Source organism: Lentzea alba, from assembly GCF_047445655.1.
GTDB lineage: Bacteria > Actinomycetota > Actinomycetes > Mycobacteriales > Pseudonocardiaceae > Lentzea > Lentzea alba_A.
Window position 1 is genome coordinate 62,274 of the sequence record NZ_JAJAEG010000026.1, and the last position, 19,884, is coordinate 82,157.

The window sequence follows — 19,884 nt, forward strand, 5'->3', positions numbered from 1 at the left end:
ACCGTCGGGTCATGACAGCGACAATCGCCCTGGCCGCGTGGATCCTCAACACCGTGATCGGACTGGTGATGCTGCTGCGCCTGCTCATCGCACGAAGACAGGTACCTCGCCTCGCCTACTACCACCTCATCACCGCACTGGTCGGGCTCGGTTTCTGGATCGGCTTCATGGCCATCGGTTCGGCCGTGCTGGCGTGGCTCGGGTTCGCAGTGCTCTTCCTGCACAACACCTTCGGGGACCGCCTGCGGGTGAGGGGCTGGCAGAAGCGCAACCCCACCACCCAGAGGAACGTCTACCTCAAATCGATGATGGCCGCGTTGAGAAGGCCACTCACGGCGGTGCACGCCACGCTCGCGGGAGTGACCTTTTTCCCCGCCCTCTTCGCCGCCGTGTTCAGCAGTTGGGGCGCGTGACCTTCCCGGCGAAGCGGTCGCCGAGCCAGTTCAGAGCTGAACTGCCCCACGCGCTGATCGCACCGATGTGGCCCGCCAGCGGCAGCGGCGTCCACTGCACGTCCGCGCCGAGCGAGCACCACTGCGAGCGCAGCTTGGAACCCACGCTGAACGGGATCAGCTCGTCGATCGTGCCGTGGTAGAGGTAGACGGGCGCGACCGGCTTCACCGCACCGAGCGTGTTCTCCTTCAACCTCTTCTGCCACAACGGGTCCTGGATCACGTCCGGCTGGGTCGTCAGCGAGTTCAGGCGCGTGAACGGTGCCACCAAAGCGATCTCGGCGACGCACGAGTTGCGGATCTGGTCGATGACCTGCTTGCCGCGGGCGTTCAGCACCGAGGACAACGGCAGTTCGGGATAGGCCGCGGCGTACCCCGCCGCCGCCGCGAAGACCAGTCCCGAACCGGCGTTGCCGTCGTTGAAGCGAGCGACCGCGTTCAGGTCGGCCGGCACGCCACCGGCTGCGACGCCGACGACGTTCAACGAAGGCGCGTAGGACTTCCACTGCTCAGCGGCGGAGGAAGCGGCCTGACCTCCCTGTGAGTAACCGAAAACGCCGACCGGTGCGGCAGCGGAAAGACCGGGCAGGGAAGCTGCGGCACGAGCGACGTCCAGCAGGGCGCGGCCTTCCGAACGGGCGACCGCGTAGGTGTGATCTCCTGGCGTGCCAAGGCCTTCGTAGTCGGTGACGGCGACCGCCCAGCCGTTGAACATCGCCTGCGCGAGGAACGCGATCTCGACCTCGGTGCCGTTCTGCAGCTGCTGCGACGGCGCGCAGCGGTCGGCGAGGCCCTGAGTACCCATCGCGTACGCCACGATCGGGCGCGGGCCGTTCGTCCACGGCAGGGGCGAGACCAGGACCATGCCGGACACGACGTTGCCCACGCCGGTCGCCGACGTGGAGCGGTAGCGGATGTCGTAGGCCTTCACGGGTGCGGGCAGCAGCCGGAGCGGCTCTGGATGCCACGCCACCTCCCGGCTGCTGACCAGTTCGCCCGGTGCGGCCGCCGAAGCGGGTGTGACCAGGGTGAATAAGAGCAGAACGGCGGCAAGCACGGCTCGGAGCTGCATCGTTGGACCCCTTTGTGGTAACCGGCGTTACCGCAATGTAGGGCCGAACGTCGTAATGTGGCAATAGGGGTTTTCGCTTTATGGATTCACCCGCACGCCGTAAATCGCTTGATCTTGACGGACGCCCGCCGCTGGACTGTGCCGATGGAGATCCGCCAGACCAGCGCCGACGACCTCGCCACGTTCGTCGAAACGTTTCACGCCGCGCTCGGCCGCTTCCCGGAGGCACCGGCGGACGCCACCGGGGTCTGGTGGGCGGGCATCGAAGCGCATCGAGGCCTGCTCGCCACGCAGGACGGGCGGCCCATCGGCACCGCGACCTCCTGCTCCTTCGAGCTCACGCTGCCCGGCGGGGTCGTCGTCCCCGCGCCCGGCGTGACCTGCGTCGGCGTCCTGCCCACGCACAGACGCCAAGGCGTGCTGACCGCGATGTCTCGCCGCCAGCTCGCCGACCTGCGCGACCAGGGTGAGTTCCTCGCCGTCCTGCTGGCCAGCGAGGCCACGATCTACGGCAGGTTCGGGTACGGGATCGCGACCTACAGCCATCGGCTGACCGTGCAACGCCACCAGGCCGCGTTCCGCACGAACACCGCGGACACCGGCTCGATCGAGCTGCTCACGAGGCCGGGCGCCACCGAGGTCCTGGAGAAGATCTACGACCGCTACCGCCGCGCCCAGCCCGGCGCGGTGTCCAGGCCGCACCGCTGGTGGGAACGCGGTGCGGGACAGCCTCCGATCGCGCCGGCGGATCGCTACGTCGCCGTCCACCGATCGAGCGACGGACTCCCGGACGGTTACGCCACCTACGCACTCGACAACGGCACGCTCACGGTCGACGAGACCATCGCCACCAACGACTCCGCGTTCACCGCGCTCGCCCGGTTCGTGCTCAGCCACGACCTGGTCACCCAGGTGGTGTTCAAGCACTTCCCGCCCGAACACCCGTTGCGCTGGCAGTTCGCGGACTTCAACGCGGGCGTGCTCGGCCCGCACATGGACTGGCTCTGGGTGCGGCTGCTCGACATCCCCCGCGCGCTGACCGCGCGCGGCTGGTTCACCGACGGCGAGCTCGTCCTCGACGTCGACGACCCGTTCCTCGGCGAGCACAACCGCTACCTGCTCACGATCCACAACGGCCACGCGGAGTGCGTCCCGACGGATCGCGAACCCGACCTGTCGCTGGACGTGCGCGACCTCGGTTCGATCTACCTCGGCGGCACCACGCCGAGCACGCTCGTGCGAGCCGGGCACATCAAGGCGCACAACGGAAACTCGGCCACAAGAGCAGATGCGATCTTCCGTGCCGAACGTCCGCCGCACTGCCTGCACTGGTTCTAGGCGAGCCCCTGTGGGAAAGCGAACACCCGGTCCGGGTCGTACTTGCGCACGACCTCCTTCAACCTGGTCAGCGAGGAGCCGTAGTAGGTGCGCGCCCAGTCCGGCATCTGCGGATCGAGGTAGTTGACGTACCCGGTGGCGCCGAACATCTTCGCGAGCTCGTCCCGTGCGACGCCCATCGCCTTGCGCGCGTTGGCTTCCCCGGCCTGCAGGCTCAGCTCGACCTGGATGCTCGCGAGCGCGGTCCGGTGCGGGAACGCCGACGCCGGACCACGGGCGACCGCGCCGCCCATCGCGTCGATCATGTTGTACGAGTTGGGCGTGCTCTTGAAGATCTCGGCGAGCCGCTGCGGGTCGGTGATCGGGCGGCTCAACATCCGGGACGTGGCAACGTAACTGCCGCGCGACTGCGTGCCGCCACCACCGTTCCAGCTCGGCTTGCAGGAGCCGTCGGTGGTCCGGCACCAGGCGAACCGCTCCATCGCGGCGAGGAAGGTCTGCTCCTGTTCACGGCGCGAGGTCGGTTGCGAGCCCACCCGGCGCACCAGGTCGTCGAGCAGCGGTTTGGCGTTCGCTGGAGTACCGACGAAACAGCCCGAGACCTCGACGTGCGGGTTCGGGCCGTTGCCGACGCCGACCGTGGTGGTCATCGCGTCGGGCGCTTTCCCCTGCCAGTCCGGCCAGGCGCTGAGCAACGAGGCCAGCGCCGCCGACGGGAACGTCAAGCTGATCGTCGTGACGTTGCGGACCGGTTCGGTGCGGAACACGAACGACGTGACGATGCCGAAGTTGCCGCCACCGCCGCCGCGCAACGCCCAATACAGGTCGGCGTGCTCGGTGGCGGAAACGTTTCGGTGCACGCCGTCCGGCGTCACGATCCGCGCGCTGACCAGCCGGTCGCAGGTGAGACCGAACTGCCGTGCGGTGACGCCGATGCCGCCGCCCAGCGTCAGACCGGAGATCCCGACCGTGGCACAGGTTCCGGCCGGCATCATCCGGCCTGCCTGCGCCAGCGCCACGTACAGGTCCATCAGCAGCACACCGGCACCGACCTCGACCGTGCCGTCCGGACGGACGTCGATCCGGTTCAGCCCGCGCACGTCGACGATCAACGCACCGTCCGCCGTGGAGTAGCCGGGATAGCTGTGCCCGCCACAACGAGCCGCGATCCGCGTCTTGTCCTGACGTGCGATCTCGATGCAGCGCTGGACGTCCGCCGGCGTGGTCACGCGGGCGATCGCGCTCGGACGTTGCCCGTCGTACTGCGTGAAGTAGCCGAGTTTCGCGTCTCTGTAGGCGGCATCGCCGGGCCGGATCAACTGGACGTCCATTGTGGACCTGCCGAGCAGACCCGTCATCGCTCCCAGCGCGACGGTCTGCAGAAGTGCCCTGCGACGCAACATGGCACGAACGTAGGAGCCGGACGAACAGGGACACAACGGATCTGCGGACCGGTCCTGTTTCCGGCGCTGGGCGTGTGCCGCAACGGATCCCGGCGGTCAGGACGACGTCAGGCAGAAGGGATGACCAGCCGGATCCAGGAGTACCCGCCAGCGTCCGTCGCCGGGCTGATGGTCCGGTTTGGCCGCGCCGAGTTCCAGCGCCAGCTCTTCCACCGCATCGAGGTCGTCAGCGCGGAAATCCAGGTGGAACTGCTGTGGCACGTCCTGACCCGGCCACTGCGGAGCCCGGTATCCGTCAACCCGCTGGAATCCCAGATCACAGCCGGAGTCGTCCGTCAGAGCGACGAACTCGCTCGTGCTGAAGAACTCGCGCATCCCGGTCAGTGCACCGTAGAAGCCCGCCAGCGTCTGCGGGTCGGCACAGTCCAGCGTCACCCCTCGCAGTTCAGCGCCTGGCACCATCGGCTCCTTCGTGTCCGCGCGTCTGTCCCTGCAAGTCGCCGCACCACACGCGATCACAGGCCACAGCCACACCGTACTTGCCGCATCCACCGCTGAAGTAGCGGTTTGTCCATGCCCTACGGGTTCACCGCGAGGAACAGGAACGCCGCCAGCAGCAGCAGGTGCACGCCACCCTGCAGCCGGGTCGCGCGTCCCGGCACGACCGTCAGCACGCTGACCAGGACCGTGAGCAGCAGGAGGATCATCTGCATCGGACCGAGCCCGAGCAGCAGCGGGCCGTCCAGCCAGATCGTGGCGAGCGCGATCGTCGGGATCGTCAGGCCGATGCTCGCGATCGCCGAGCCGTAGCCGAGGTTGAGGCTGGTCTGGATCCGGTCCCGCCACGCCGCCCGCGACGCCGCGATCGTCTCCGGCAGCAGGACGAGCAACGCGATCACGACGCCGACGAACGACGGCGGGAACCCCGCGGCCTTGACGCCGGCCTCGATCGCGGGTGACTCGATCTTCGCCAGGCCGACCACCGCGATCAGTGCGACGAGCAGCAGACCCAGCGACGCGAAGGTGGCCTTGGCGGACGGCGCCTCGGCGTGCTCCTCGGTCTCGATCACGCCGTCCTCGGTGACCGGCAGGAAGAAGTCGCGGTGCCGGACGGTCTGGGTGAAGACGAACAACGCGTACAGCGCAAGGGAAGCGAGTGCGGCGAACGCGAGCTGCGGGCCGGAGAACTCCGGGCCGGGCGTGCTCGTGGTGAACGTCGGCAGCACCAGCGTGAGCGTGGCCAGCGTCATCACCGTGGCGAGCGCGCCGCCGCTGCCCTCGGCGTTGAAGAGCGTGGTGCCGTGCTTGAGAGCGCCGAGCAGCAACGCGATGCCGACGATGCCGTTCGTCGTGATCATGACCGCGGCGAACACCGTGTCGCGCGCGAGCGACGCCGCCTCGGGCCCGCCGGACGCCATCAGCGTGACGATCAGGGCCACTTCGATGACCGTCACCGCGACCGCGAGCACGAGCGACCCGTACGGCTCCCCCACCCGCAGCGCCACGACCTCGGCGTGGTGCACGGCGGCGAGCACGGTCACGGCGAGTACCAACGCCACCAGCGCGACGAGCACTCCGCCGAGGTCACGTCCCCAGGTCAGCGCCAGCAGCAGCACGCCGAGCACGGGGGCGATGGTCGTCCAGGACAGCAGTGGGAAGCGGGAGGTGGCGGCCATGATCACACCCTCGCACGCTCGCCTGCTTGACCGCCATTCGGCGCAACACCCATTTTCGGGTACAACAAAATGTGGAGCGGAGCGCCCCTGCCGCGCCCCGCTCCACATTAATAGCCGGTGCTAGAAATCAAACACCGCACCGGTGTGCGCCAGCATGACGCACGAGTTCGGGTAGGTGTGCACCTGGTGCACGGGCTCACCTCGCCAGAAGCCGAACATCGCCACCTCGACGGGTGCGTAGATGAACGTGCAGGCGCGGCCGTCGGCCTCCATCGCCTGCAGATCTGCACCGGAGGAGGCGAGCGTCGCGCAGGCGAGGGCCCTGCGCGGGTGGCTGTCACCTCGTTCACAGGTCAGGACAGTTGCCTTGAAGGCGTTGTCCTCGATCTCCGAGTACTGGACGGTCAGCACCAACGCGGTGTCACCCCTAGATGACGACTGTGCGGCCGGGGCGGCCTGTGCGGTGCCGGTGAAGGCGAAAAGTGAAGCGAACAGAGCAACGAACGCAAAAAAGCGGCCGAACATGAAAGCGGTCCTCCTGAGACCTCATGAAAATCGGGCCGGTTCTCGGCCGCCGCAGATGTTGCCACCATGTTTCGTCGCTGCGAAAGGGGCCAGGAAACGTTCACCGATCACATTTGCCGACTCCGCCAAAAGCGTGATTGAGCCAAACGGATGTGTTCCGCGCCACGTTCACCGGGACGCAGCTGCCGACGGACTGTTACGGGTTGCTGACACACGACCTCGCACTTGGACGTATTATCCGATTCATGTCCAAGACCTCCAGACGCGTCGTGTTCGGCGTGCTGCTGATCGTCACACTCGTGGTTTCCACCGGCGCCGCGCTGGGTTACCTGGGCAGATTGACGCTCGTGTTCGACCGGCATCCCGGAAAGCCGCTCGCGATTCTCGAAGAAGTCGCCGGACCACCGGACGGACCGAACTGCTCGATCGACGCCCGCTACTTCGACGAGGACCCGGACGGTCTGCGCCCGGACGTGCTGCAGGCCTGGCTTTCCTTACGCGCCAAGGCCTCTGAGCAGGGCGTGAAGCTCTGCCTGAACGATGGCAAGCGCAGCCGCGGGCAGCAGCAGAAGGAGTTCGACGAGGCCGTCGAGAGGTTCGGTTCCGAAGAACTCGCGAAGCAGTACGTGCTGCCGCCGGACAAGTCGATGCACGTGCTCGGACTGGCGGTCGACATTCAGCCGATCGAATCAGCAAAATGGGTCGAGAAAAACGGCAGCACCCTCGGTTGGTGCCGCCGTTACGAAAACGAGCAGTGGCATTTCGAGTACGACGCCAACTACTCCACGGGCGGCTGTCCTCCGATGCTCCCCAGAGCACCCGGCACCTGACGGCCCGCGTAAAGGTCTAGACGCCTGGGGTGCGCACGAGGTTGCGCGGACGTAATCTGGCAACCCCGATTACCGGATTGGAGCACGCAGGTGGCACGTGCCTACGGCGGCATCTCACCCGAGCAGCGCAGAGCCGAGCGCCGGGCGAAGCTGCTGCAGGCCGGCCTGGCGTTGTTCACGAGCACGGGCTTCGCGGCCACCAAGATCTCCGAGCTGTGCAGCGAGGCGGGCGTCTCCACGCGCAACTTCTACGAGGAGTTCGCGACCAAGGAAGACCTGCTCCGCGAGCTGCACGACCTGATCAACGCGACGGCGTTCGCGCAGGTCCGCACAGCTTTGACGAGCCTGGAGACAGCCGACCTGGCCACCCGGATCGGCACGCTGCTCGACGTGTTCGTGCGCAGCGTGACCGCGGATCCCCGTGCGCCGCGCCTCAACTACGTGGAGGCCGTCGGGGTGAACGCGGAGATCGAGCGGCAGCACGTGCGGTGGGTGAACACGTGGGCGGAGTTCATCGAGTCCGAGGCGATGCTCGCGGCGGCTGCGGGGGTGGCGCCGCAGCGGTCGTACCGGCTCACGGCGATCGCGCTGGTGGGGGCGATCACCGGGTTGTTGCGGGAGTGGCAGGCACATGAGCCGCCGCTGGAGGCGGACGAGATCGCCGCCGAGATCCGGGAGCTGATGTTCGCGGCGATCACGCGGCCGTGAGGTGGTCGCGGAAGTCCGCGAACTGATCCCTGCCACGATCGCCCGGCCGTAACGTGAGCTCGTGCAGACCGAGCTGATCCTGCGGCGCGCCCGCTCCGACGAGGCGAGCGCCCTCACCGAACTCGCATTGGCCGCCAAGGCGTTCTGGGGCTACGACGACGACTTCATCGAGTCGTGCCGCGCCGAGATGACCTTCTCCCCCGGCGACGTCGCGCAGCGCCACATCGTGGTCGCCGAGGTCGACGGCGAGATGGTCGGCTTCTACAGCGTCGACGGCGAACCACCGACCGGCGAGCTCGGCAACATGTGGGTGCGGCCCGACCAGATCGGCACCGGGCTGGGCAAGGTGCTGTGGCAGCACGCCATGGCCACCGCCGCCGCCGCAGGTCACGAGCACCTGGACATCGACTCCGAGCCGTACGCGGAGGGCTTCTACCTCAAGATGGGCGCCGAACGCGTCGGGGAGTCGCTGTCCGGGAGCATCCCCGGCCGCGTCCTGCCGCGGCTGCGGGTCGCGGTGTGAGGGCGTGCAGACCAGGCCGATCCCTGCCGCGGCAACGGGTCGCGGTTTGAGAACCCTGACGAGTCTCGTCACGGCGGCCGCGGCCGTGGTCGGGTACGTGGCGCTGATCCTGGCGATCGCGGCGGGCATCGACCTCCGCGAGCGCCTCACCTTCCACGACGCGCCCGCGCAGTACGCCGCGTTCGTCGCCGCCCTCGACCGCGGCTCGGCGCAGGACGCCCGCGCGGTCTCCGACTGGTTCCGCGACAACGCACCCTCGCCCAGCAAGAGCCGCGCCTCGATCTCCCTCGGCGCGGACTCCGCCGAGGACGGCGACTTCGACCTCGCCCGCCGGTTCACCGACGACGTCGCCGCGAAGATCTCCGAAGACCAGGCCACGCTCGACCGGGACACCGCGGACGCGTGGTCGCTCGCCGCGCCGTGGCTGGTGATCGGCGCGATCCTCGTTGGTGTCACGGTGTTTCTGCGGCGACGCCGACGTGCGGCCAACGCCGAGGTCGTCGAACTGGTCAACCAGTTCGTGCCGCCACGACCGGTGTGGCGGCGGCCGGTGTTCATGGTGGTCACCGGGATCGGCTACACGTTGCTCATCGGCGGGTTCATGGGGCTCATCGTGGTCACCAGGGCCAACGCGATCCCTTGGGACGTCAGGGGATTCATCCTCGGCGGCGGTGTGGTCGGCCTCGTGATCTCCTACTACGTGCTGCGGTACTCACGCCCGCGATCGGCACGGGCCGCAGCGCAGGTGCTGCAGGCCGACTGGCGGAAGCCCGTGCTGTACCTGCGAGATTTCTCCCACGACCAGAGCGCGGCGGTCGTCGACGGCGTTCCCGGCGCGCTGGCGTCCGGGCTGCTGACCATCCACTCGCGAGAAGAGCAGCTGGTGGGCGCGCTCGGTGCGTTCGGGCCGGTGATCGCGGTGGGCCGCCCGGGCGAGCCGTTGCCGCACCTCGGCGCCGCACGGTTCTACCTGCCGTTCGACGACTGGCAGCCGGGCGTGCTGAAGCTCATGGACCTGTCCCAGCTGATCGTGCTGCGATTGGGTGAGGGCGAAGGGCTGTGGTGGGAGGTCGAGCAAGCGCGCACGACCCAGCCTCCTGGCAAGCTCGTCCTGCTGATTCCAGGTGGGGGTCACGGGCTGGCCGGGCGGCTCGACGAACTGCTGCCGGCGCCCACCGGGCTGGCGAAGTCGGCGCCGACCGGGCAGTGGACGTCCGCGGTCGTCGCGTTCGATCACGAGTGGCACCCGCGCGTGCACGCCGTGGGCCCCTTCCCCGGCGAGAAGAACAAGTACGGCGCACCGGTCTTCTACGTGGCCCGCGCGATGCAGGAGGCGCTCGGCGTGCGCTGGAGCGCCGTGCGGATCAACAGCGGGATGCTCAAGACGTTCGGCAAGGTGCTGCTGATCGTGCCGGCGTTCTTCCTGATCTTCTTCCTGCTGCGGCTGATCTTCGCCTGGTAGCACCGCGCGGGCCCGGAACGGTCCCGTTGTCTTCCCAGGTCAGGTTGTGTGACAACGCATCCGGAGATCGATAGCGTCGACGCGTCCGCCGCCGAGTCCTGCCAGCGAACGGACAGCCATGCGCAGATTCGTCGCCGCGTTCTCCGCGGTCGCCCTCCTCTCCCTGCCCGCACCGGCACAGGCCCAAGAGCCCCCGAAATCGCCGCAACAGCAGACCGACGTCATCACGCTGATCACCGGCGACCAGGTGTTCGTCCGCGGCACCGACGTCGAGGTGAAGGCCGCGGAGGGCCGGGAGAAGGTCGAGTTCACGCGGGTCACCGACAACGGTGACGTGCTCGTCCTGCCCGTCGACGCCATCGACGACGTGGCGTCCGGGCGGGTCGAGCAGCGGTTGTTCAACGTCAGCGAGCTCGTCAGGGAAGGCTTCGCGGGCAGGCCGTTGCCGTTGATCGTCAGCCACGACGGACCGGCGATCCTGGGCGGCCGTCACCTGAGCAGCATCAACGCCACCGCCATCACCGCGTCCGAGGCGGTCATGGCGTCGAGCTCGGTGAAGAAGATCTGGCTCGACGCCAACGCACGGCTGATCGACGACGAGAGCAACGCCCAGATCGGCGCGCCCGCCGCGTGGCTGGCGGGGTTCACCGGCAAGGGCGTCACGGTCGCCGACCTGGACACCGGCTACGACCCCGCGCACCCGGACTTCCAGGGCGTCGTCGTGGGGCACAAGGACTTCGTGACCGGCGGCGGCACGAGCGTCGACGAGCACGGCCACGGCACGCACACCGCGGGCATCATCGCCGGGTCCGGCGCGGCCAGCAGCGGCAAGTACAAGGGTGTCGCACCGGACGCGAAGCTCTTGGTGGGCAAGGTCTGCGGCCCGTCCGGCAGCTGCCCGAACTCGGCGATCATCGAAGGCATGGAGTGGGCCGCCCACAGCGGCGCCCGCGTCGTGAACCTCAGCCTCGGCGGTGGCGCAACCGACGGCACGGACCCGATGTCGCAGGCGGTCAACAACCTCACCGCGCAGACCGGCACGTTGTTCGTGATCGCGGCCGGCAACGCGGGCACCGCGGGTTCGGTGGCGAGCCCCGGTGCCGCCGATGCCGCGCTGACGGTCGGCAGCGTCACGAAGACCGACGCGCTGAGCTCGTTCTCCAGCCGTGGCCCGCGCGTCGGTGACGGCGCGATCAAGCCCGACATCGCCGCACCCGGCTCGGCGATCATCGCGGCACGGGCGGCCGGCACGTCGATGGGCGCGCCCGTGGACACGAACTACACCAGCGCTTCCGGCACGTCGATGGCCACGCCGCACGTGACCGGCGCGGCCGCGATCCTGGCCCAGCAGCACCCGGAGTGGAAGGCCGAGCAGCTCAAGGCCGCGCTGATGGCCGCGAGCAAGCCGTTGAACCTCTCGGTGTTCGCCCAGGGCGCCGGTCGGCTCGACGTCGGCAAAGCCACCAGCACCAAGCTGACTACGTCACCCGCGAGCCTGTCGTTCGGTCTCATGAAGTGGCCGCACACCGGTCCCATCACCAAGACCCTGACCTACCGCAACGACGGCGACGCACCCCTGGAGCTCGACGTCACCGTGCCCGCACCGTACACAGTGGACACCCAGAAGATCACGGTTCCGGCCAAGGGCACCGCGTCGGTCAAGGTCACGATCACGCCCGGTGCCGAGGGCGAGTTCACCGGCCGGGTCCTCGCGTCGAACAGCACGACGTCGCTGAGCACCGCGATCGGCGGCACGGTCGAGGGCGAGCGCTACGGCCTGAAGGTCACGGCAGTGGGCCGCACCGGCGTCGGCGCCTTCACCATCGGCACCGTCGTCGACACCGCCACCGGCAACGGGGTCGCGCTGATCCTCGGGACCGGCGAGTTCTCATTCCGGCTGCCCAAGGGCACCTACGACGTCCAGGTCGCGCTCGGCGACCCCTACGTCAACGGGCAGGCCGGCGCGCGGTCGATCCTCACCAAGGCCGGCGTCGGGCTGGACAAGGACGTGACGGTCGCCCTGGACGCCCGCACCGCCACGCGGGTCACCTCAGCGGTCGAAGGCGTCACCACCACGGCGGACTCCAACGAGTTCGGGGTCAGCGTCGGCCGTTCGGGCGTCACGTACATCGCCGATCCCACCGCCCCGCTCTACGCCACGCCGACCGGCCGGATCACCGACCGCGTCTACACGTTCCACTTCTCCCCCGCCCTGGTCGCGGGCACCGACCTGTACCGGCCGCTCTTCTGGGACAAGAACGGCATCCCGGACGAGCTGGACCACGTGGCGCGCAGGAAGGACTTCGCGACGGTCCGCGCCGACTACGCCTCCCAGGCACCCGGCAGCATCGGACTGCGCGGCATCCACGGGTTCTACCCCGGCTCCACCGGTGGCATCACGATCCTGCGGAACACGCCGTTGCCGTTGCAGCGCAAGGAGCACTTCTGGGCCTCGCGTGAGGCGAGCTGGAGCAACACCCTGTACTACCAGGAAACCCAGCCGGTGCTGCGCTACGAGACCGAGACCATGCTGCGCCGCACGTTCGACCGCCGCACCTACGACGTGCGGTGGAACCGGGCGCCCGTCGGGCCGGCGACCGGTCCCGTCGACATCGGGTGGGGCGCGTCCCGCAAGGACGGCAAGTTCAACTTCTACGTGCCGGTCCTGTCCACCGCGGGCAACGACACGTTCCTCCAGTCGGTCAACGCCAGGCTCACCGCGAGCACCGCGGTCACGTTGAACGGCAAGGCGATCGGGTCGTCGATCTATCCGGGCTACGGCTCCTTCACCGCGCCCGACGCCGGTGTCTACGAGGTCAAGACGCAGGCCACCCGAGCGGTGCCGTGGACCGCGCTCGGGACGTCCGTCGACGCGGTGTGGCGGATCAACGACCCCGGCGTCAACGGCCAGCTGCCGTTGCTCGTCGTTCGAACCGATTCGACGAAGGAGGCTCGCGCGGGCAGGTTGCACTGCCTGAAGGTCTTCGTGGAGAAACCTGCGAAGTCACGGATCACCAAGCTGTCGGTGGAGGTGTCGTTCGACGACGGCAAGACGTGGAAGCGCGTACCGATCGTGGCCGGGCACGCGTTGGTCACGCACCCGTCCACGCCCGGCTTCGCGTCGGTGCGCGCGGTGGCGCGTGATCAGGCAGGCAACTCGGTCAGCCAGACCGTGCTGCGTTCGTACAGCTTCAAGTGATGAACCAGGCCCCGGGCTCCGTCCGTAACCCCTGATGTGAAGCGATTCGCCGTTCTCGTGCTTGTCGTGTTGCTCGGGGCCTGCTCCTCGCCGCCGGAGGAGACCGCCTCGCTGGAGGAACTGGAGGCCGCGGCCGGTCCAGTGGCCGGCCCGACCCCGGTGCTGCCGAACGACATCGCGAAACTGCAGGTCGAGCAGTCGGCCGCGGTCGGCCCCGTCGTCGCCGACCGCGACCACTACACGCTGTACTTCCACGAGAAGGACGGCACGAACCCGCCGTCGTCGACCTGTCTCGAACCCGAGTGCACCCTGACGTGGGCCCCGCTGCTGGCCGCTGGTGGCGAGTTCGACGCACCCGCACTCGACCGCTCGTTGCTCGGCACGTTCAAGCGCCCGGACGGCACGGAACAGGTCACGGTCGGTGGCCGGCCCGTGTACCGGTACGTCGACGACGAAGAGGCCGGTGACGCCAACGGTCACGGCGTGGACGGCCGGTTCGCGATCTCACCGAGCGGGCAGAAAGCCCTACGGTGAGCCGGCGTGGGTGAGGGTCTCCCACCCGTAGAAGTAGCTCGCGCCCGCCGGCCGCATGCTCTCGGTGTAGCGCTGCGAGGTGTCCATGACCAGGCCGAGCCGGTTGCGGTAGTGGTTGACCAGCACCTCCGTGGTCGGGCCGAACCCGAGATTCACGCTGCCACCGCACAGCCACGACGGCACCGACGCGCCCAGCTGGTACCTGGAGTGGAAGTACGCCGCCTGGGTCAACCGCTGCTGCGCCTCGCCGTAGAGGTTCACGCCCTGGTGCCACGCGGTCTCGGCGACGTGCGCCATCGCCTGCACACCCCAGCCCGTGTGCCCGAAGTCGCGGCACGTCTCCTGGGCCAGGCCGTCGACGAACGTGCTCTGGTCGTGCCAGTAGTCGACGATCTCGGCCTGGGTGTCCTTCGACGGGCAGGTGGACGGCGCCTTCGGGCGTGAGCCGTCCGAGGTCAGGTAGACGTAGCCGGGCACGCGGCCGCGCCAGATCGACACGGCCTTGTCGAACGCCGGCCGGTCGTCGAGGAACACGGCGATGCCGATCGCCGCGTCCATCATGATCAGCTCCCAGTTGCCGTTCGTGCAGCCGCCGCCGTTGCTGATCTCCGGCAGGTACACGGTGCGCAGCACGGACGCGAACCTGGCGCTGTTGGGCCAGTTCCCGTAGGTGTGCTTGATGATCTCGGCCGACCTGGCGAACGACGCACCGGCCCAGCCGGTCTGCAGCCGGGCGTTGTGGTTGGTGTGATCCTTGATCACCGCGGACCACGCGTCCATCACCTCGATCGCCTTCTGCGCGTGGCGGGCGTCGCGGGTGATGTACCAGAGCAACGCCTGCGTGTAGGCCGCCAGCGCGTCGTTGCGCTCGTCGCTGCAGCCGAGGTTCGGGTTGGAGGACGGTCCGCACTCGACGACCGCGCGGGGCTTGGGCGCCCTGGTCAGCGAGGCGAGGGCGTTGGCGCGCATGGAGTCGTACGCGCCCTTCCACGGCTGCTGACCGGCGTTCACCCTCGCTCGCGCCGCGTCGAGCTGGGCTTTGCTGACCAGCACGCCGGGATGGGTGAACACCGCCGCCCGGGCGGGGGCGACCAGCAGGCCGGTGGCGAGCAGAACTACGAGCAGGAGCCGGAACATGACGGTTCTCCTCGGTGCGGAGGCAGGGGTTCACACCAGGGCTCATCCGACCATGACCGGGACCGGCCCAGCCATCAACTGGTCTGGACCAAAACTTCCCCGCCGAAATTCCGGCGCCTTGACTGAACCGGTACAGGCGACCGGTTTGTCGTGTTCAGGGGTAGTTGACCGACGACTCAACCGATCCGTTTGTACCGGAAATCCAGAAACCGGTTTCGCGCGGAACCGGTTTCAGCTAGACATTGTGAGAGCGCTCCCACACGCTGCCGCCGCACGAGCCCTCCGGAGACCACATGGATCGCGACGACGTGCCCTACCTCGATGCCGCTCTGCCGACCGCCGAACGGGTCGCCGACCTGCTCGGGCGCATGACGCTGCCCGAGAAGGTCGGGCAGATGATGCAGCTCGACTCGAGGGAGGACCTGGACGACCACGTGCTGCGCAAGCACGTCGGCTCGATCCTGCACACCTCGCCCGAACGGGTCCTGCGCGCGCATGACCTGACCACGCAGACAAGACTCCGAGTCCCGCTGCTCATCGCGGAGGACTGCATCCACGGCCACTCGTTCCACGAGGGCGCCACGATCTTCCCGACCCAGCTCGGCATGGCCGCGTCGTGGGACCCCGAGCTCGTCGAGCAGGTCGCCCGCGTCACCGCGGTCGAGGCCGCAGCGACCGGTGTGCACTGGACGTTCTCGCCGGTCCTGTGCATCGCGAGAGACTTGCGCTGGGGCCGCATCGACGAGACGTTCGGCGAGGACCCCGTTCTGATCGGTGAGCTCGCGGCGGCCATGGTCCGCGGCTACCAGGGTGACGGACTCCAGGACCCGACCGCGATCCTCGCGACCGCCAAGCACTTCGCCGGGTACTCGGAGACGCAGGGCGGCCGGGACGCGAGCGAGGCCGACCTGTCGCGCCGCAAGCTGCGGTCGTGGTTCCTGCCGCCGTTCGAACGGGTCGCGCGCGAGGGCTGTGCGACGTTCATGCTCGGCTACCAGACCACCGACGGTGTGCCGATCACGGTCAACTCGTGGCTGCTCGACGAGGTCCTGCGCGGCGAGTGGGGTTACCAGGGCACGTTGATCACGGACTGGGACAACGTCGGCCGCATGGTCTGGGAGCAGAAGCTGCAGCCCGACTACGCGCACGCCGCCGCGGCCGCTGTGAAGGCCGGCAACGACATGATCATGACGACCCCGCGGTTCTTCGAGGGCGCGCTGAAGGCCATCGAGGACGGACTGCTGACCGAGGCCGATCTCGACCGCGCGGTCACCCGCATCCTGACTTTGAAGTTCGACCTCGGCCTGTTCGAGAACCCGCGCCGCCCCGACGCCGAACGCCAGCGCGTCATGATCAACCACGCCGACCACGTGGCGCTCAACCTCCAGGTCGCGCGCCGCTCGTTGGTGCTGCTGCGCAACGACGGTGTGCTGCCGCTCGCTGACCGAACGGGCAAGATCGCCGTCGTCGGCCCGCTCGCCGACGACGCGCAGACCCAGCTCGGCGACTGGGCCGGTTCGTCCGGTCAGGCCGACTGGCTGCCCAACGGCCAGCCGCGCGAGATGATCACGACGACCCTGGACGGTCTTCGCGAACTCTCGTCCGGCGAGGTCGTCTACGCGCGCGGTGCCGACATCCTCACGATGGAGCCGGATCCCGCAGGCCCGGTGCTGCCGGACGGCCAGCCCGCGCCGCCGATCGTCACGCCGTGCGCACCGGACGCGAACCTCATCGCCGAAGCCGTCGCGGCGGCCGAGTCGGCGGACTACGTGGTGGCTGTGGTCGGCGACCGGATCGAACTGGTCGGCGAAAACCGCTCCACCGCCACGCTCGACCTGATCGGCGGCCAGATCGCGCTGCTCGACGCGCTCGCCGAGACCGGCAAGCCGCTGATCGTCGTGCTGCTGGCGTCGAAGCCGCTGGTGCTGCCCGCCTCGGCGCGCAACGCCGCCGCGCTGGTGTGGGCGGCCAACCCCGGCATGCAGGGCGGCCGGGCGATCGCCGAGCTGCTGCACGGCCTGATCGAACCCAGCGGCCGCCTGCCGATCTCGTTCGCGGGGCACGTCGGCCAGCAGCCGACGTACTACAACCAGATCCGCGGCCAGCACGGCAACCGCTACGCCGACTACACCCAGGAGCCGGCGTTCGCGTTCGGCGAGGGCCTCTCCTACACCACGGTCGAGTACGGCGACCTGCACGTGGAGACGGCGGTGCTGCGGCCGGACGAGACCGTCCAGGCGTCGATCACGCTGACGAACACAGGTTCACGGCCCGCCCGCGAGACCGTGCAGGTCTACGTCAGCGACGCCGTCACGTCGGTGAGCTGGGCGGACAAGGAGCTCAAGACGTTCCGGCAGGTCGACCTGGAGCCCGGCGAGACCGCGAAGGTGTCTCTGGAACTCCCCGTCGCCGCCTGCTCGATCGTCGACTCCGCGGGACTGCGCGTGGTCGAGCCCGGTGAGTTCGTGCTCCTGGTGGGTCCGAACTCGAAGGATCTGCGTCGGGCCGAGTTCACCGTCAAGCCTCAATTTTAGCTCACACTGAAGCTATTGAGAGAACGAGGAACGATCGTGAGGTAGCGGGGAGGCACCTCCACCGCCTTCGTGATCGCCTTCTTCACCGCCGGGACCAGGTCCGCGTCGACCAGCGCGACCGCGGGCCTGCCCGGCGGGTCGATCAGCATGCTGGCACCCCGTGCGCCGGCCGCGAGAGCCGCGTAGACCACCGCGTTCTGTTCCGGATCCGGTTCCTGAACGTGGTGGTACGCCGTCAAAGCCGCGCCGAGGTCGTCGGTGTGCGGGGTGTACGGCCGTTCCTCCTGCGGTTCCTGGCGCCGCACCCGTGTGTCGACCACGAGCAGCCGCTGCCCCTGCAGGTCCAGGTCTGGTGTTTCCGGCTCGGCGTACGTGTTGCCCGCCAGATCGCGCAGTGCCAACCCGACGGCCGTCCTGAGCGCATCACCCGCGGACAGCCCGCTCCCCTGCGGCAGATCGACGCTGCACATCAACGTCGCCCCGCCGGTGGTCCCGCTCAACGGCTTCGCCCACGCGGGAATCTCTTCGGACGGCAGCAGAGCCCGTTCGGTCGGCCGGTTCACCGACACCAGTTCGAGCTTGCCGTCCTCGCGCCTGTCCCCGGCCACGATCGCGCCCCACTTGGCGTGGACGCGCACCGCACCGCCGAGCAGGTTCAGCACGCCAGGGGCGTACCAAACGCCCTCCGCAGGCCTGCCGAACGTCTGCCGGAACGCGTGCGGCACCAGCCTGAGCTCCGGCGCGATCTCAGGCCGATCCGCGATGTCCATCATGCTTTCTGGGCCAGCAGCCGGTAAGCGTTGCCGCGGTCACTGCGGTGCGCCAGGAACCGGTTCACCGTCTGGTCCAGCGCCATCGCGACGAAGAACGCCGGAATCCCCAGCGACCACACCAGGAAGCTGCGGGTTCGTCGCAGCCGTACCCGTTCCGGACGCCACGGCGCGGGTGTGCGGGGTGCGATGTTGCCGAGGAACAGCAGCACCGCGAGCATGAAGTCGTTGCACAGGTGGGCTTTCGACCGTTCCTTGGCCACGGTGGTCAGGCCGCGGTCGGCCAGCGCGTGCTCCAGGTTGTCGATCGGCATCATGTGCTGGTGCTGCGGCTGGAACCACGGCATCCAGTACTTCCCGAACAGCCTGCCGAGCCGCCACTCCGGGTCCGGCAGCTCGATCAGCAGGTAACCGCCGTCCGCCAGCACGTCCGCGGCGATGTCGAGCTCCTCCCACGGGTCGCGCACGTGCTCCAGGTAGTGGTGCATGCTGATCACGTCGTAGCGGCCCTTGAGCTCGCCCGCGAATTCCTTGAAGCTGCCCCGATAAGCCTGTTCGATCCGGCCGAGCTTGGCCGCGTCCTCGATGGCCGCGCCCTGGTCGAGCCCGTCGAACGTCGTCTGGGGCAGAACCTCCTTGGCTCCCAGGCAGAAGTGCGCGTGCCCGGAGCCGACGTCCAGCCACCGTTCGGGCTTGGTGAACGGCTCGACCATGCGCGCCCGGCCGTAGTACGGGTCGGTCTTGCCGGAGAACACCGCTTCCGCCGACGTCTCGCCGAGACCGTCGTAGAAGTCGCGGTAGTAGAAACCGAGGCCCTCTTCGGACAGCCGCGGGTTCTGCCAGACGTGTCCACATCGGACACAGCGGTCCATCGTGAACGTGCCGGGCTTGCGCTGCACCAGATCCGTGGCGGTGACCCACAGGCGGAGGTCGGTGCTGCCGCAGGACGGGCAGTTGTCGCGCCGCGCCTCGTGGAAGTTCTTGGTGCGGTTCTCCTCGTACCAGGGCGTTGCCTGCTTGAGGTGCTCGGCCTGGCGGCGTTCGGCCGTGGACTTCTTGCCACCGGCGGTCTTCAGCCACAGGTACGGCGTGCGCAGGAACCTCGGCACCCACAGATCACGCGGCTTGAGCGGCGTTCCCGCGAACACCAGGATCGGGTGCGCCCAGTACGCGGCCAGCGCCATCAGGCCCCACGGCCAGGCGGTGATCACCGCTGCGGCAACGGTCGCGTACCCGATGACCGAGCCCGCGATCCACAGCGACGGCCGCTTCCCGAGCCGCCTGAGCGTCGCCGCGCGGTACCCGAGGTCGTACGGGCCGGCCTTCAGCCCCGGCGCGACCGCGATGTCGACCTGGGCGTGCACGTGGTCCTTGACCCGGCGCACGAACGCCACGAACTCCGTCGGGTCGTCCGGGTTGATCTCCTCGACGAACTGCTCGCGCACCAACACGGCCTGGGACGCGCTGATTCCGCGTGCCCACTGGTCGTCGCGGTACTTGGCCGGGTCGAACGAGCCGAGCAGGTCCAGCGCGGCGACCGTCGGGAGGTCGCGCGGGATCAGGTCGGTGAGATCCGCGTCGGTCTGCCACGAGCCCTCGGGATGGACTCCGGTAGCGGTCAGAAGCGAGTGCTCGCCCGCGCCCGTGGCGAGCACTCGCAGCTTGGACGCGCGGGACCGCAGGCGCAGCACGTCCAGAAGGACGACGAGCACCACCAGCCC

General features: G+C 68.8%; 17 protein-coding genes. 9 read left to right on the forward strand and 8 right to left on the reverse strand.

What is annotated here, in order from left to right:
• Positions 1-11: 11 nt before the first annotated feature.
• Positions 12-413, forward strand: coding sequence for a hypothetical protein (locus tag LFM09_RS35395; RefSeq protein WP_414100951.1), 402 nt, complete (start codon positions 12-14; stop codon positions 411-413).
• Here LFM09_RS35395 and LFM09_RS35400 read toward each other — a convergent pair.
• Positions 394-1,524 carry a lipase family protein gene (locus LFM09_RS35400; protein ID WP_414100952.1) on the reverse strand — a complete coding sequence of 377 codons (1,131 nt, stop codon included), beginning with the start codon at positions 1,522-1,524 and terminating at the stop codon, positions 394-396. The genes LFM09_RS35395 and LFM09_RS35400 overlap by 20 nt on opposite strands.
• Before the next feature lie 108 nt (positions 1,525-1,632).
• Between LFM09_RS35400 and LFM09_RS35405 the strand changes: the two genes are divergently transcribed.
• Positions 1,633-2,862, forward strand: coding sequence for a GNAT family N-acetyltransferase (locus tag LFM09_RS35405; protein WP_414100953.1), 1,230 nt, complete (start codon positions 1,633-1,635; stop codon positions 2,860-2,862).
• On the opposite strand, the gene LFM09_RS35410 is transcribed toward LFM09_RS35405, so the two are convergent.
• From LFM09_RS35410 to LFM09_RS35425, 4 genes are all read right to left on the reverse strand, one after another.
• Positions 2,859-4,265, reverse strand: coding sequence for an FAD-binding oxidoreductase (locus tag LFM09_RS35410; RefSeq protein WP_414100954.1), 1,407 nt, complete (start codon positions 4,263-4,265; stop codon positions 2,859-2,861). The genes LFM09_RS35405 and LFM09_RS35410 overlap by 4 nt on opposite strands.
• Positions 4,266-4,361: 96 nt before the next feature.
• Entirely contained in the window at positions 4,362-4,724 is a 363-nt protein-coding gene (locus LFM09_RS35415) for a VOC family protein (RefSeq protein ID WP_414100955.1), read from the reverse strand.
• Between the two features lie 119 nt (positions 4,725-4,843).
• Complete coding sequence (locus tag LFM09_RS35420; RefSeq protein ID WP_414100956.1) at positions 4,844-5,941, reverse strand: calcium:proton antiporter; 1,098 nt, start codon at positions 5,939-5,941, stop codon at positions 4,844-4,846.
• A gap of 120 nt (positions 5,942-6,061) precedes the next feature.
• Positions 6,062-6,466: an SSI family serine proteinase inhibitor gene (locus LFM09_RS35425; protein WP_414100957.1), complete on the reverse strand. Its 405-nt coding sequence runs from the start codon at positions 6,464-6,466 to the stop codon at positions 6,062-6,064.
• Positions 6,467-6,669: 203 nt separating this feature from the next.
• Between LFM09_RS35425 and LFM09_RS35430 the strand changes: the two genes are divergently transcribed.
• The 6 genes from LFM09_RS35430 to LFM09_RS35455 all read left to right on the forward strand — a co-directional run bounded on the left by LFM09_RS35430 (position 6,670) and on the right by LFM09_RS35455 (position 13,722).
• Positions 6,670-7,296: a D-alanyl-D-alanine carboxypeptidase family protein gene (locus LFM09_RS35430; RefSeq protein ID WP_414100958.1), complete on the forward strand. Its 627-nt coding sequence runs from the start codon at positions 6,670-6,672 to the stop codon at positions 7,294-7,296.
• A 90-nt stretch (positions 7,297-7,386) separates the two neighbouring features.
• Entirely contained in the window at positions 7,387-8,004 is a 618-nt protein-coding gene (locus tag LFM09_RS35435; protein WP_414100959.1) for a TetR/AcrR family transcriptional regulator, read from the forward strand.
• A 61-nt stretch (positions 8,005-8,065) separates the two neighbouring features.
• The gene (locus tag LFM09_RS35440) at positions 8,066-8,527 is read left to right on the forward strand and encodes a GNAT family N-acetyltransferase (protein WP_414100960.1); all 462 of its coding nucleotides are present in this window, start codon (positions 8,066-8,068) and stop codon (positions 8,525-8,527) included.
• 46 nt (positions 8,528-8,573) lie between these two features.
• Complete coding sequence (locus LFM09_RS35445) at positions 8,574-9,989, forward strand: hypothetical protein (RefSeq protein WP_414100961.1); 1,416 nt, start codon at positions 8,574-8,576, stop codon at positions 9,987-9,989.
• A 118-nt stretch (positions 9,990-10,107) separates the two neighbouring features.
• Complete coding sequence (locus LFM09_RS35450) at positions 10,108-13,188, forward strand: S8 family serine peptidase (protein ID WP_414100962.1); 3,081 nt, start codon at positions 10,108-10,110, stop codon at positions 13,186-13,188.
• Between the two features lie 36 nt (positions 13,189-13,224).
• On the forward strand, positions 13,225-13,722 hold the full coding sequence (locus LFM09_RS35455; RefSeq protein ID WP_414100963.1) for a hypothetical protein: 498 nt from the start codon (positions 13,225-13,227) through the stop codon (positions 13,720-13,722).
• On the opposite strand, the gene LFM09_RS35460 is transcribed toward LFM09_RS35455, so the two are convergent.
• Positions 13,714-14,859 carry an alginate lyase family protein gene (locus LFM09_RS35460; RefSeq protein WP_414100964.1) on the reverse strand — a complete coding sequence of 382 codons (1,146 nt, stop codon included), beginning with the start codon at positions 14,857-14,859 and terminating at the stop codon, positions 13,714-13,716. The two genes, LFM09_RS35455 and LFM09_RS35460, sit on opposite strands and share 9 nt — an antisense overlap.
• A gap of 293 nt (positions 14,860-15,152) precedes the next feature.
• On the opposite strand from LFM09_RS35460, the gene LFM09_RS35465 reads away from it, so the two are divergent.
• Positions 15,153-17,393 carry a glycoside hydrolase family 3 N-terminal domain-containing protein gene (locus LFM09_RS35465; RefSeq protein WP_414100965.1) on the forward strand — a complete coding sequence of 747 codons (2,241 nt, stop codon included), beginning with the start codon at positions 15,153-15,155 and terminating at the stop codon, positions 17,391-17,393.
• On the opposite strand, the gene LFM09_RS35470 is transcribed toward LFM09_RS35465, so the two are convergent.
• On the reverse strand, positions 17,390-18,166 hold the full coding sequence (locus LFM09_RS35470; RefSeq protein WP_414100966.1) for a hypothetical protein: 777 nt from the start codon (positions 18,164-18,166) through the stop codon (positions 17,390-17,392). The genes LFM09_RS35465 and LFM09_RS35470 overlap by 4 nt on opposite strands.
• Positions 18,163-19,878, reverse strand: a complete 1,716-nt coding sequence (locus LFM09_RS35475) for a methyltransferase domain-containing protein (RefSeq protein WP_414100967.1) — start codon at positions 19,876-19,878, stop codon at positions 18,163-18,165. Before LFM09_RS35475 ends, LFM09_RS35470 begins: the two co-directional genes overlap by 4 nt.
• Between the last annotated feature and the right edge of the window lie 6 nt (positions 19,879-19,884).